The sequence below is a fragment of the Methanobacterium bryantii genome (genome assembly GCF_002287175.1).
Lineage (GTDB): Archaea > Methanobacteriota > Methanobacteria > Methanobacteriales > Methanobacteriaceae > Methanobacterium_D > Methanobacterium_D bryantii.
Genome location: NZ_LMVM01000038.1, coordinates 46295 through 60609 on the forward strand (window position 1 = coordinate 46295; position 14315 = coordinate 60609).

Sequence of the window (14315 nt, forward strand, 5' to 3'; positions counted from 1 at the left end):
TGAGCACATTTGCTAGTTATAATTGTTTAAAAGTTCAGTTCATGCATAAATTAAAATTTCACCCCACCGTAGAAAGCATCAATACAAACTCTGCAAATTTATCTAAAGCCATATTCGAAAAACTTCTTTAACTTCCCCTTCTCCATTTTGTGCACTAATAAAATTTATTCATGGACTTTTTGCATCCATACACGTGTGTTTATCTATTTATTTCTTCTTTTTATACTGTTTTTCCCATAGGCTTCTGTCATTGCACTGCTACCTTTAATATCACCAATATTTCGAGCTCCAGTTCCATAGATTACACTTTTTTCTTTCGCGCCACTAAGTACAGGAGTAAATCCCCCAAATCTCCATATAATCCTTTCAAGAGCCTGTTTTCTTGTGACTGCGCAGTTGCAATGAAATAAAAGTCTTTATCTTTGATTTCCATATATCTTGATATGTTCTGTCAATTAGAGTTTTCATCTGCGCCCATGGTATAAATAAACAGGTGTTGCCATGACAATCACATCAGCTGCAACCCTCTTATCCATGACTTCCGCCAATCATGATCACAGATATATCCATTTCTTTTACAAGTATCACAGGGCATACAATAATTAATTTTCTTATCTTAAAAAAAATTTTAATAAACTTCGTTATAGGCTCATATAACGAAGCACGCAAAAATTTATTTTTGCGCGTCAAAAATCTTGTGATTTTTGACAGTAAATTTCGATATAATTATAAAAAATATACCAGTTTAACTATCTAACAAAAAGTTAAAACTTTAAAAATTAACGCTTTTTCTATTGCCCAGCCCCATATGTCATGGGTTATTTTTAGCAATTTATTCTAAATAAACAAATAATTATTTTATTTATTAATTTTCCATTAGATATAACACAAATTAAACTAAAAAAATAAGAAAAATTAAAAAAAAATAGAATTTATTATAAAAATAAAACTAAATTATAAAAGTTCATCTCTTAAATTGAGGGTATCTAAATACCTAAACTAATAAAAAAATGAGAAAGAAGTAAAATTAAATAATTATAAAAGTTCATCTCTTAAATCAATGGTATCTTCAAGGTCAGGTCCTGTTGAAATTATAGTTACAGGAACACCTGTTTCGCCTTCGATTTCTTCTATAAACTTTTTAACTTCTCCAGGAAGTTTAGAATAGTCTGTTACATTTTCACAGTTTGGGAAAAGTTTATCTACACAGGTTAATGCGATTTGAGTTGCACCGTTTATCATACAGGATTCCCTTGCAAGTTCCATGTCAAACAGTCCTACTCTTCGCCTACGGCCGGTTACGGTACCATATTCTTCAATACCCATTTCTTCAGCTTTTTCCTGTGTTATTTCAGTTGCAAAAGGTCCTTCACCAACTCTAGTTATATAAGATTTAAAAACAGCTATTACTTCATCAATCCTGGTTGGTCCCACACCTACATCAGCTGCAAATGTGCTCGCTGTTGTGTCTTTGCTTGTTACATAGGGATATGTACCGTAGTAAAGAGAGAGGCCGAATCCCTGAGATCCTTCAATAAAAACCTCTTTATCATCATCTAATGCGTCGTTTACTTCTTGAGGAACATTTGTTAGATAATCTTCAAGTTCTTCATATTGTTCTGCAAGTTTTATAGTCCTCATAACTCTGTCGGAGTTTGCAGGTCCGCATCCAGTTCCAGTACTTCCTATTTTATTTTTAAGATAATCAGAAGCCTGATCCTGTTCTTTATGTTTGTTTTCGATAATTGCGCATCTATAATCAACAAAAGTCCTGTCCCTAACGTTATATTTATTTAAATATTCCATTTCATGCATGAAAACTTCAGGATCGACCAGTACTCCTGCTCCAATGAGCATTCTTGCACCAGTATGTACAAATCCGGAAGGAGTTAATCTTAATCCATATTTTTCGCCGTGAATTTCAACAGAGTGGCCTGCGTTTGGGCCTACACCTGCTCTTGCTATAATGTCTGGTTTATCATTGTCACAAAGATAAGTGATACATTTACCTTTACCTTCATCTCCCCAGGCGCCACCAACTAATATACTACATGTCATATTTTAATTCTCCATAATTATTCGCCTCTTATACTATGGGAAGACCTTGATAAAAATCTTTCCCCTAAGAGTTTGAAGTTTTATATTAATTTATTTAAAAATCATGAAAACATTTGAAACTAAGTTTATCTTTTAAATTACATGTTATTTTTTATAATGTACCCTTAAAATCGTTGAATTAATTTTTTATAGTTTCTCCATTGGTTTAATTCTAATTTTGTTAAACCATCTTTTTTTACAATACCTTTAAAAAATATTAAAATTCACTTTTTAATATCCCCATGTATTGCCGTAGTTAATTTGTCATTTATTATATAAAGATTAACTGCAAATTTTCATACATAGCTAATGCTCAATTTACAGGTACTTGAAACCATATTTGTAATTAATCTAAATCATTCAGTAAAAATTATATAATATTTTAAAATATTTCAGTTAAACACATCACACTTGAAAATAAAGAGATTCGAATAAACACGCCATTTACAAGTAATTCAATACAACCATTAAATCAATTAAATATTTTTTATAACATTCAGTTAAATATATCACACCTTAAAATAAAGTATTACTTGCCGTTATACTCAGATTCAAATGTAAATACATCCTTTACTAAAATAGAATAAATATACAATCCTTAAATCTACCAATAAATCATCCCCCGTATTTCAATAAAATATATCCATTCAAAAATAAAGTATTACATACTATCGTACTCAGATTCAAATGTAAACACACTATTTACAACTAATTCAATAAAATACGACCATTAAACTAATTAAATATTTTTTATAACATTCAGTTAAATATATCACATCTAAAAATAAAGTATTACTAGTGATATCATACTCAGATTCAAATGTAAATACATCCTTTACTAAAATAGAATAAATATACAATCCTTAAATCTACCAATAAATCATCCCCCGTATTTCAATAAAATATATCCATTCAAAAATAAAGTATTACATACTATCGTACTCAGATTCAAATGTAAACACACTATTTACAACTAATTCAATAAAATACGACCATTAAACTAATTAAATATTTTTTATAACATTCAGTTAAATATATCACATCTAAAAATAAAGTATTACTAGTGATATCATGCTCAGGTTTGAAGGTATAAAAGAATATGATACAGCTGAAAGTATCCAGACTGCACGTGAATGCGCCATAATATTTTCAGATGATGAATTACCTAAAAACATATGTAAAGACATTGAAGAAACGCTGAATAGATATGAATTCAGTAAAAAAGAAAAAGTAGAGATCGAAGTTAGATACATAAAGAATGTTGCTGAAATTATTGTGTCTGTTCACTGCCCTTTAAGACGTTTGGTTGGTAAAAGCGATGAACAGATTCTGCGCGGCCTTAAAAATTACAGGTCCCGTTTTGAAGATTACTACAACAATATAAAACCTTACTAAACCTTTTTTTAAATTTCTTATTTTAAGCCATTAATATTTAGATAATTCAGCAATTATATTTACAATGTTTTTAATGGCAAGCCTGAAGTCTTCTATCCTTATATTTTCATTTGGAGAATGTACCAAAGAGCCCCAGTATTCTGCACCTGTAGAAACTGTTGGGATACCTAATTTATTTATGAAATTATAAATAGGACTGCTTCCAACAGATACTGGATAAATTAAAGGTTCCATACCGTATGTTTTTCTAGTTGCATCCCTGATTATATCCACTGCAAATGAGGATGGCGGTGTTTTAGCTGATTCATAGCCGTAATGATACTTAACCTCAACATCACTGAATCCATATTTTTCTATATGTTCATGGAGATTTTCAAGAAGCTTTTCAGGTGTCTGCCCTGGGAAAAGTCTAAAGTCTACTTTAACAAGGGCTTCACTTGGAACTATAGTTTTGGTTCCCTCTCCAATGTAACCTGATTTTATACCATCGATGTTGCATGTTGGTTTTAAATATAATGACTTTAATGCATTCAAACTCGTAGAGTTTGATGCAGCAAAGTTTTTACCAGCTTCAAATCCCTGAAATTCCCCTGCAAATTCAGCCAACCCGTATTCTTTTTTCACTTCCTCGACGTCAAAAGGAATCTGCTTTAAAAGCTCTTCATCTTCTTTACTTATATTTATATCCTCATAAAATCCCTCAATTAAGATTTTACCTTTTTCATCTCTAAGACTGCTTAAAAACTCCACTAATCTCCAGACAGGATTGGGCACTAAACCTGCCCTGCCGGAATGCACGTCCCTATCAGCTTTCTTAACAAAAAATTCAAAAAATGCAAGCCCCTTGTAACCGAGCTTTACAGATGGTCTTCCGTTTTCATGCCTATCGCCAGATTCCCAGACACCGATATCTGCTTCAAAGAGGTCTTTATATTTTTCAATATATTTTGGGAGTGAAACACCTCCAACCTCTTCCTCGCCTTCAAAGACAAATTTCACAGCCACTGGAAGATCACCTGCTGTTTTTAAAATAGATTCTACAGCTTTAACTCGAGCTATAATATTCCCCTTGTTGTCTGCAACTCCCCTTGCAAATATTTTGCCGTCTCTAATTGCCGGCTCAAAAGGCGGGCTCGTCCACAGCTCCAGTGGATCTGCCGGCTGCACGTCATAGTGGTTGTAAAAAATAATTGTTTTACTGTAATGTGCAGGCTTGTATTCCCCATATATTACCGGATTTGCACCTTCCATCTCCAGTATTTGAACATTCAATCCAGATTCTTCAAAAATTTCTTTGATCCTTGTTACACACTCTTTTATACCTTCATCTTGCGTAGATATAGACGGAATGGAACATATTGATTTAAGGTCTTCAATAAATGTGTCAAAGTTTTCATCCACGTATTCCAGTGCCCTTTGCATTAAATCACCTGATAATTTAAAATCAATGTTTATTCTCTAAATTATAATGTTAATATAACTTAAGAAATCCCTTGGGAAAATTTGATTTAATTCATTTTTTGTTTTGATTTTGAAGATGTTTTTTTTAGATTTCCTAAAAACTTTCTTAATCCCGTTATCTGAAATATTTGAAGATTTGAATTTATTTGCTTCAGCCTACTACTTGAGCCGCCAGCGGCTTAAGTAGTAATTTAAAGCTATTAATAAACAAGATATCTAGATAGTTAGGACTAAAAAATATAATTTATTTTGATAATTAAAAATAAAGAAAAAATCATATTTAGTTAAAAATTAAGAAAATAAGAAAAAAGTAGGTATTTAATTCAATTAGAAGGATAATTTAGATATCCTGTTCATTGCTTCTTTTGTATTTTCAAGTGTGTTAAATGCGGTTAATCTAAAGTAGCCTTCACCACTTGGACCAAATCCTACACCGGGTGTACCTACAACATGGGCTTTATCTAACAGGGTGTCGAAGAATTCCCATGAATCCATGCCGTTTGGTGTTTTAACCCATATATAAGGTGAGTTAACTCCACCGTAAATTTTAAGGCCGATGTTTGTCAGGCTTTCCCTTATAATTTCGGCATTTTTCATATAGTAATCAATTGATTCTTTAATTTCTTTCTGTCCTTCAGGGGAATAAACTGCTTTAGCAGCAGCCTGTATTGGGTAAGAGACACCATTGAACTTGGTTGTCTGCCTCCTGTTCCACAGAGGGTTTAAAGCTTGAGGATTTCCTTCCCCGTCATATCCCATGAGTTCTTTAGGTACTACAGTGCATGCACATCGGGTACCTGTAAACCCTGCATTTTTAGAGAAGCTTCTAAATTCAATTGCTACTTCTTTTGCCCCTTCAATTTCATAGATACTGTGAGGGATGTTGTCTTCACGTATGTAAGCTTCGTAAGCAGCGTCAAAGAGAATTATTGCATCATTTTCTTTGGCGTAGTTCACCCATTTAGCTAACTGTTCTTTTGTAAGTGCGGTACCTGTTGGGTTGTTTGGGAAACATAAATAGATTAAGTCTACATCTTCTTCGGGGAGTGCAGGTACAAGGTCATTTTCTTCTGTGCATGGAAGGTAAACAAGTCCCTGGTATTTTCCGTCTTCTCCCATAGGACCGCCACGTCCTGCCATGATATTAGTTTCCACATAAACCGGGTAAACAGGGTCTGTTATTGCTATTACATTATCAAGGCCGAATATTTCCTGGATGTTTCCTGTATCGCATTTTGCCCCGTCGCTGATGAATACTTCATCATTGTCCAGCTTAATTCCCCTTGGAGTGTAATCATTTTTGATGATTTCTTCAATTAGAAAATCGTATCCCTGTTCTGGCCCGTATCCTCTAAATGTGTCGGCCTGGCCCATTTCATCCACTGCATTTTTGAATTCTTTTACTACAGCCTTTGGTAACGGCCTTGTGACATCCCCAATACCCATACGGATGACATCAGCGTCAGGGTGTTCTTTTTGATATTTATCAACACGGTGAGCAATTTCTGCAAATATATAACTGCTTTTAAGTAATAGATAGTTTTCATTAATTTTGACTGTCATTTTAAGTCCTCTTCCTCTTTAAGTTCTAATTATATATTGGTTAATTTATTTATTCATTTGTGTGCGAAGTAAAACTTTACTTACCATCAACTTACAAAGCTACAAAATCTTTTGAAGCTGTAAAATGAAGCTTAAGCACTACCAAAAAAAACTTAGTTTTTGAAGTGTCAGGAAACCTTGAAATTCTGTAAATTCAAGAGTTTTCTGGCTTCAAAATCCCATCTTGTGAAGGTTTCATTCAGATGAGTCATTACAACTATTTATGTGCAAAGTAAAAATCTTACTTACCATCCCAATTTCCACCCTAAATTCAACCCATCAAAAACCTTTAAGCTATGAAAATTTTTTTTGCTTTCTAGCATCACATATTGTGAAGGTTTCATCCAAAAATCATGGATTAAATCATTCATTTTTTTTTTATTTATGTGCAAAGTAAAACCTTAACTTACCGTCAACTATTTCATCTAACCTTGCAAATCCAAACCGCTCAAACTGCACAATATCATTAACTTTCAGGTCCTTGCACGAAGGTTCTGCAAGACCAGCTGTGACACTTGCATCAGGCATTACAACTTCTACTTTCAGGTTATATTCTGCAGGGATCCAGTGAATAAACTGGGCGCCGACTTTCTTAGCATCTTCAAAGTTTGAATTATACACGACCCCAATATAATCTTTTTCTGCATCCGCATAGTCTAATCTGAAAATAATTATATTCAGTGCATCCATAAGCCTTATAGCTTTATAAAACAGTTTATCAGCGAGCTCATATTCTAATTCTTTTGCAAATTCTAGAATATCTGAATCAATTTGAGTATCTTCCACAATATGGTCATCTACTATTGGAATTTCTTTAAATCCTTCGTATAAATCTTCTTTTACAAGATAAACTTCGCCGTTGAATGGAATTTCACGGTATCCTCGATCTAAAAAGTCGGGGTGTAACGGCCTCTTAACTATTTCCTTATTTTCTTGAGGGAAATCATCTATTATAACTTCTTCAGGGTTCCAGACAAAGAAATACCTGTTTGCAGCTTCTTCTAAAATCGCACGGTTTAACCCGTATATTTTCTTCCAGCTTACAACTGAATCAGCCATTTTAACGCCTATTTCATTCATAAGCTCCTGAATGGCTTCTTTCATTATTCCTCGCTTTGCAATGGCCCTTATTGTTCCGAGTCTTGGGTCATTCCAGCCAGAATAAATACCTTCATCTATACCTGCCCTTGCTTTAGAAGTACTTAAAGCAATGTCTTCCATTTTAAGTCGTCCATAGTGTATGAAAACGGGTATGTCCCAGCCGAAGTAGTTGTATAAATACTTCTGTTTTTCAGAATTTGCAAGGTGATCTTTTCCACGTAAGACATGTGTGATTCCACACAGGTGATCATCTACAGCCACGGAGAAATTCATCATGGGGTAAATCTTATATTTTCTGCCAATACGAGGGTGTTCAGCATCTACAATCCTCATTATAGCATAATCCCTTATTGCAGGGTTTTTATGTTCTATGTCAGTTTTAACTCGAAGTACTGCTTCCCCTTCATCAAGGTTTTCCATATTCCTCCAGCGCTTGAGATTCTCTTCCACACTTAAATCCCTGCATGGGCATGCTAATGATTGATCTTTTAGTTTTTTGAATTCTCCGGCTTCACAGTCGCACATGTAAGCTGCACCCATTTCAATGAGCTTTTCTGCATATTCATAATAAATTGGAAGCCTGTCACTTTGAATGATTTTCTCATCAATTTCAACACCCATCCACTGAAGGTCTTCATCTATCATTTCGTAAGCATCAGGGTCGACTCTACGTGGATCGGTATCTTCAATACGGAGAACCAGTTTGCCGCCGTATCTCTTTACATATTCATTATTTAAAACAGCTGCCCTTGCATGCCCTATATGGAGTGGTCCACTAGGATTAGGTGCAAACCTTAAGACAACTTCACCTTTAACATCTGGAAGGTCCACGAGTCCTTTTTGCTCTACTTTTTTTTCTTTTTCTACTAATCCGCCCCGCTTTTCAAGTTCGCTGGTCTGAGTTTCTGGATCCATAGAATTAACTTTTCCAACAACTTGGCCTGCAAGTTTAGAAACTTCTTTTGCCTGGTTTCTAAACTCTGCATGGGAACTCATAATACTGCCGATTACAGCACCGATCTGGGCTGTTCCCTTATGTTTAACTGCATTTATAAGGGCATATTTATATAAAAGGTCTTCTAAATCACTCATAAAATCACCCACAGAAATAAATAATTAAAATAAATAAGTAAATATAAAAAAGTTTTAGTGAGTTCTCTCAATTACAAAATCAGCGAATAATTCAAGGGCTGTTTTTGCATCAGAATCATCTAAAACATTTAAAAGCTCTTTTGCAGTTTTAACATCTTCAAGAGCTATATTTCGAGTATATTCAATTGCGCCGTATTTTTCAAACAGTGCAATTGCATCGTCCACTAAACTTTCATCATTTTGATTTAATATATAAATTAACCTTTCTTTATCTTCATCTGATGCCTTTGAAAGTGTATGGACAACCATAAGGGTCATTTTACCCTTAACTATATCACTGCCAACTGGTTTTCCAATTTCAGCAGCATCACTTACCACATCAAGGTAATCATCTTGAATCTGGAATGCCATTCCAATTAATCTTCCGTATTCTGCAAGGGCATCGATCTGTTCATCTGTTCCTCCGCCGATTAAAGCCCCTGCTTTAGTTGCAGCAGATATAAGTGCAGCAGTTTTCTTGTAGATCATGTTCAGGTATTCTTCTTCTTTAACGTCTAATTTTCCCTCAAATCCAATATCTAACGCTTGTCCTTCACATAATTTAATACATGCATCTACAGCAGCACTCATGGCACGCATGATCCTTTGAGGCTGGACATTTTCTGTATTTGTTTCAAGCATAGATTCAAATGCTTTTGAGAATATTGTGTCTCCAGCTAAAATTGCCATTGGTTCACCCCATATGGCATGAACTGATGGTTTTCCTCTCCTCATGTCATCCTTATCCATTATATCATCATGTATAAGGGAGAAAGTATGGATCAGTTCCACTGCTGAGGCTGTTTTAAAAGCATCTTCTTTTTTGCCCCCAACAGATTCACAGCATAATACAACAAGTGCTGGGCGCATTTTTTTGCCCCCAGCTTTGGTTAAATGAGCTGATGCTTCACCGAGGGATGAAGGATCAATGGTTTTCAATGATTCTTCAATTTCTACATCAACGTTTTCAGAATATTTCTTAAGTACCTGAGTTACTTTCATCAAACTCCTCCGTTAAATACCTGTGCCTGGCCATTTCTTAATATATGAATATTATTTCCTAGTTTATAACCTTCTTCCTCGGCAAGTTCAGTATAAGATGCAAGCATTTCAAGACTTCCATGTGATGGAATAATATGCATTGGATTAAGCATTCTTATGAAGTCCCTGTGGTCTTCACGTCCTGCATGTCCTGATACGTGGGCATTTGTAAATATTCTGGCACCACTTGATTTAAGTCTTCGCTCAAGTAAATTCCTGTTTGCAACATTCATAGGATTTGGAATGATAGGTGCAGATATTACCACATTATCACCATTTCTAACATTGAAATGTGTTTTTCCACCTGCGATACGTGGTAAAAGTGCATCTGGCTCCCCTTGATGTCCTGTTGTGACTAAAAGGTACTCAGATCGCTTTTCTTCTGCCCTTGCAAGGGCCTTGTTTACTGCCTTTGGACTTCCGTATATGCTTGCAGTTGCAGGGAGTTTTAAAATCCCCATATTTTCAGCTATACTGCAGAAACGCTCCATGGATCTTCCAAGAAGGAGCATCTGCCTGTCGCTTTCCTTTGCTATATTACATATAGCCTGGATACGTTCTATATGAGATGAAAATGTTGTAACAAGCATTCCATTTTTTTCATCTAGCGGATCAAGCATTATATCCTTAAGCATGATCCTTGCAATTTTTTCAGAATGAGTTTTAGCTTCCCCTTCTTCCGAAGCCCTGGTAGTATCCACTATAACTGCAAGAACACCTTTTCTTCCCAGTTCTTTTAATCTGCTGTAATTTGGGGGTGGAGAAAGCAGTTGATAGTTGTCAAATTTAAAGTCATTTGAATAGATTATAATACCTTCAGATGTATGTAAAGCTGCCATTGCAGTTTGAGGAATACTGTGAGTCATCTGTATAAACTCAAGTGTTATATCTGGAGATATTTGACATTTTTCACCAGGGTTTAAAACCTGCAGTGGGTTTGTAACTGTAAATTTCTTTTCTGCCTTAATAGTTCGCTCTATAAGAGCTAAAGTGTAAGGAGTTGCTATTATAGGAGCTTCATATCTGTGTGCAAGCTTTGCAACAGCCCCTATATGATCTAAATGTCCATGTGTAAAGACAATTGCCCTTACTTTTCCATCAACTTCTTTCATTAAAGTATCGTCAGGAATAACACCTCTCTCAATCAAATCAAGACTGTGCATTCGCGCGATATCTGTATCTTCATGAATATGAATTCTATCAAGATGAATTCCCATATCAAATATGACAACATCATCTCCTACTTTAACAGCGGACATGTTTTTTCCGACTTCTTCATATCCACCAATTGCTATTACTTCAACGCTCATTTTTGACCTCCATGCGTCTTTTTACGTATAAAACAAACCTTTTATTGATTAAACTACACTTAGGTGCTTTATCAAATCTCTAAAGTTTGCAATAATATTGATTATATGTACCTGATAACCAGTTACCTAAATTTTTAAATGAATATCCCTACTTTAAATTTGTAAATTTCATTAAACTGGTTACAGTCCAATTAAATTCTACGGGCATATTTTTTAGTATTAATGCCCCTTTCAGTAAGCCATTCGCGTGTTTTACCACGTATTAACAGATCGCAGTTTCTAAGTTCTTTTACGTTGTTTGCACCAACCAGAAACATTGCAATCTTGAGTGATTCTTTAAATTCTTCAACTTTTTTAACGACAGATTCATAACCTGTATAAGCTTCCTTAAGAAGAGGTAAAGCAATTCCAACACATTCAGCACCTAATGCTAATGCTTTAGCAGCGTCAAGGCCGCTCCGTATACCGCCAGATGATATTACAGGGATATTTACAGATTCACAAACTTCAACTGTACTTGCAGCAGTTGGAATTCCCCAATCCCAGTATAAGTTTCCAATATAATCTTCTTCAGCTCTGTATGTTTCAACTGCAGCCCAGCTTGTGCCTCCAGAACCTGCAACATCTATTGCATTAACACCTGCTTTTTCTAGAGTTACTGCTTCTGATTTTGAAATTCCGGCACCTGTTTCTTTGGCAATAATAGGCATATCAATTATATCTGCAATTTTTTCAATGGATTCAACATATCCTCTTGCATCAATATCCCCTTCCGGCTGAATTGCTTCCTGTAGAGTATTTAAATGAATTGCAAGGGCATCTGCTTCTATCATTCCAGCTGCGGCTTCTGCATATTCTATCTGTGGCGCACCTATGTTACCTATTATAAATGCAGATGGTGCATTTTCTCTTACCACGCTGTAAGTTGGGATAAGCTCTTTATTTTCTACAGCAGCACGCTGACTTCCAACGCCCATCCCTATATTAAGTTCATCTGCGGCTTTTGCAAGTTCTCTATTTATTTTAGTTGCTGCAGGGTGTCCACCAGTTATAGCTGATATTATTAAAGGAATATCTAATTTTTTTCCAAAAAAGTCTATTGATATATCAATTCCATCTTTATCCACTTCAGGAAGAGCTTTATGGATGAGTTCTATATCTTCAAACCCAGTACTTTTACCCCTATATTCAACATCACGCTGATTACATATTAATAAATGTTCTAGTTTCCGTTCTGAAGTCATGGTATAGTTCCTTCTTTTTTAATTACGTCCATTAATTCCTAAATTATTATGAGTATGTGATTTAAAGCGCTTTTCATGAACTAATGATTAAATTTATTTCTTAGAGTTCCAATCTCTATGATTAATATTTCTCCAAATAAATAACTTCCTAATTTATTTCTTTTTAATTAGGGTTCCAATTCCTTTTTCATGATTTAAAGCTCTTTTAACAAAGTTTTCTTTACCTGCATTTATAATCTCAGATTCAACTCCAAGTTGTGCAAGTTCTATAAGTTCTGTAAGTTTCCCGTTCATTCCACCAGTAACATCCACGTTTAATGAACCTTCTGCAACAAGGTCATCACATGACGTAACGGTATTCAATAATTTTGCATCTTCGTATTTTTTCGGGTTTTTAGTGTATATACCATCTACATCAGAACCTAAAATAACACGTGTTGGTTTCAAATTTTCCCCCAGATAGTTTATTATCTGATCACCAGATAAAACACATATTTTTATAGATTTATCCAGATCCGGCACCACGTCGCCGTAGATAACCGGGACAAATCCCAATTCTAAATATTTATTAATTAAATCCAAATTACAGGAATGGATTCGTTTATTTTTAGTTATAATGAATGATGATGGTTGTACTGAGACTGCTAAAACTCCTTTTTTTCTTAAACTATCACAAACAAGAGTATTCAATTTTTTAACCCAACTCTGCGTAATGCAAAATCCAAGTTTTTTTCTGGCAAAATCCTCTTCGTCAGTTATGGGGCTGCCTATTTCATATTTTTTGGCAGATGGATGTCCAAAGGAGCCGGCACCATGCACAATTATAAGTTTATCAAATGATGACTCCGCAATTTCGTCTGAAATTCTATTTAAATTATCGTGATCAATAAGGGGTTTTTCTGCCTCTTTTTTTGTGATCACACTTCCCCCAAGTTTAAGAATAATCAATTAGCATCGACCTCTCTAATTAATGTAATGTGGTGATTTTAACTCCTTCTTTTGAAATATCTGCATTTAAAGCATTTTCTGTTTCATTGATTGCAGATATAACATTACCAGTTCCGCCAGGGCAGTATGCTATTATGCTGCCGCCGCCGCCGGCACCAGTTATTTTAGATCCACATGCTCCTGCATTTCTTGCAGTATAAACCATGCTTGAGAGTTCTTTCGTGTTAACACCAAGGGCATCTAAAAGCCCATGATTTATATTCATAAGTTCTCCAATCCTTTTTTTATCATTTTCGAGGATTGCTTGTTTTGCTTCTTCTGTTATAAGTTCAATTGAATCAATTACTGGATTAATAATATCAGGATATACATCTCTTCTTATTCTAACTGATTCAACAAGTTTTCCTGTATCTCCCCTTGTATCAGTATATCCTATAACAACAGGAATATCATAATCAATGTCTAATTGCACAATGTCTTCAGCATTTGTTTCTAAATAAATCAATCCACCATAGGTACTTATGGTAGTATCCAAAGGACTTGCAGATTTTTGAACAGCCAATTCAACTTCATGAGCATATTTAGCTATTTCTTCTTCTTTTAAATCTATTTCATTATATGCAGAAACTGCTGCAATTGTGGCGACAGTTACCGCTGCTGAAGACCCAAGTCCCCCACCAATAGGAATATTTACATCTATACCTATATCTATTCCAGAACCATCATGGACTTTTTTAATAGATTCCAGTATGTACTTTAAGATGCCTTTCTTTGGAGAATCAGATATGATAGCTCCGCTATTAAAATCAATGCACCCTTTTATTCCCAAATCTTTAATATTTACGTTTATATTACTGGTGCTGCTTTCTAAGACCTCTACACATGACCTTTTACTTATGGCCATTGCAATGGCAGGTTTGCCATATACAACTGCATGTTCCCCAAATAGGATTGCTTTTCCAGGTGCAGATGCCTTGACTTGCAT

At 34.8% G+C, this 14315-nt stretch carries 11 protein-coding genes; 1 reads left to right on the forward strand and 10 read right to left on the reverse strand.

The features are described from left to right. Positions 1-301: 301 nt before the first annotated feature. Together ASJ80_RS17705 and ASJ80_RS13325 are read right to left on the reverse strand one after the other, a co-directional pair. Positions 302-433: a hypothetical protein gene (locus tag ASJ80_RS17705; RefSeq protein WP_255360715.1), complete on the reverse strand. Its 132-nt coding sequence runs from the start codon at positions 431-433 to the stop codon at positions 302-304. A 602-nt stretch (positions 434-1035) separates the two neighbouring features. Next, positions 1036-2058 (reverse strand): adenylosuccinate synthetase, encoded by a 1023-nt coding sequence (locus tag ASJ80_RS13325; RefSeq protein WP_048079962.1) that lies wholly within the window; start codon positions 2056-2058, stop codon positions 1036-1038. Between the two features lie 1110 nt (positions 2059-3168). On the opposite strand from ASJ80_RS13325, the gene ASJ80_RS13330 reads away from it, so the two are divergent. After that, positions 3169-3492 (forward strand): hypothetical protein, encoded by a 324-nt coding sequence (locus ASJ80_RS13330; protein ID WP_095652102.1) that lies wholly within the window; start codon positions 3169-3171, stop codon positions 3490-3492. A 30-nt stretch (positions 3493-3522) separates the two neighbouring features. On the opposite strand, the gene ASJ80_RS13335 is transcribed toward ASJ80_RS13330, so the two are convergent. From ASJ80_RS13335 to mvk, 8 genes are all read right to left on the reverse strand, one after another. After that, positions 3523-4914: a M20/M25/M40 family metallo-hydrolase gene (locus ASJ80_RS13335; RefSeq protein WP_069582856.1), complete on the reverse strand. Its 1392-nt coding sequence runs from the start codon at positions 4912-4914 to the stop codon at positions 3523-3525. 366 nt (positions 4915-5280) lie between these two features. Continuing rightward, positions 5281-6516, reverse strand: a complete 1236-nt coding sequence (locus ASJ80_RS13340) for an LL-diaminopimelate aminotransferase (RefSeq protein WP_069582857.1) — start codon at positions 6514-6516, stop codon at positions 5281-5283. A 417-nt stretch (positions 6517-6933) separates the two neighbouring features. Continuing rightward, positions 6934-8748, reverse strand: coding sequence for a glutamate--tRNA ligase (locus ASJ80_RS13345; RefSeq protein ID WP_069582858.1), 1815 nt, complete (start codon positions 8746-8748; stop codon positions 6934-6936). Positions 8749-8802: 54 nt separating this feature from the next. Further along, positions 8803-9789: a short chain isoprenyl diphosphate synthase IdsA gene (idsA, locus tag ASJ80_RS13350; protein ID WP_069582859.1), complete on the reverse strand. Its 987-nt coding sequence runs from the start codon at positions 9787-9789 to the stop codon at positions 8803-8805. After that, positions 9789-11138: an RNase J family beta-CASP ribonuclease gene (locus tag ASJ80_RS13355; RefSeq protein WP_069582860.1), complete on the reverse strand. Its 1350-nt coding sequence runs from the start codon at positions 11136-11138 to the stop codon at positions 9789-9791. The genes idsA and ASJ80_RS13355 overlap by 1 nt, the downstream gene beginning before the upstream one ends. A 191-nt stretch (positions 11139-11329) precedes the next feature. Further along, positions 11330-12382: a type 2 isopentenyl-diphosphate Delta-isomerase gene (fni, locus tag ASJ80_RS13360; protein WP_069582861.1), complete on the reverse strand. Its 1053-nt coding sequence runs from the start codon at positions 12380-12382 to the stop codon at positions 11330-11332. Positions 12383-12535: 153 nt separating this feature from the next. Beyond that, positions 12536-13330, reverse strand: a complete 795-nt coding sequence (locus tag ASJ80_RS13365) for an isopentenyl phosphate kinase (protein ID WP_069582862.1) — start codon at positions 13328-13330, stop codon at positions 12536-12538. 19 nt (positions 13331-13349) lie between these two features. Further along, a complete protein-coding gene (gene mvk / locus ASJ80_RS13370) occupies positions 13350-14315 on the reverse strand; it encodes a mevalonate kinase (RefSeq protein WP_069582863.1) in 966 nt (321 codons plus the stop codon).

Coding starts and splice junctions, on each gene's coding strand:
- ASJ80_RS17705 (WP_255360715.1), bottom strand. CDS start 433: ATGGAAATCAAAGATAAAGACTTTTATTTCATTGCAACTGCGCAGTCA.
- ASJ80_RS13325 (WP_048079962.1), bottom strand. CDS start 2,058: ATGACATGTAGTATATTAGTTGGTGGCGCCTGGGGAGATGAAGGTAAA.
- ASJ80_RS13330 (WP_095652102.1), top strand. CDS start 3,169: ATGCTCAGGTTTGAAGGTATAAAAGAATATGATACAGCTGAAAGTATC.
- ASJ80_RS13335 (WP_069582856.1), bottom strand. CDS start 4,914: ATGCAAAGGGCACTGGAATACGTGGATGAAAACTTTGACACATTTATT.
- ASJ80_RS13340 (WP_069582857.1), bottom strand. CDS start 6,516: ATGACAGTCAAAATTAATGAAAACTATCTATTACTTAAAAGCAGTTAT.
- ASJ80_RS13345 (WP_069582858.1), bottom strand. CDS start 8,748: ATGAGTGATTTAGAAGACCTTTTATATAAATATGCCCTTATAAATGCA.
- idsA (WP_069582859.1), bottom strand. CDS start 9,789: ATGAAAGTAACTCAGGTACTTAAGAAATATTCTGAAAACGTTGATGTA.
- ASJ80_RS13355 (WP_069582860.1), bottom strand. CDS start 11,138: ATGAGCGTTGAAGTAATAGCAATTGGTGGATATGAAGAAGTCGGAAAA.
- fni (WP_069582861.1), bottom strand. CDS start 12,382: ATGACTTCAGAACGGAAACTAGAACATTTATTAATATGTAATCAGCGT.
- mvk (WP_069582863.1), bottom strand. CDS start 14,315: ATGCAAGTCAAGGCATCTGCACCTGGAAAAGCAATCCTATTTGGGGAA.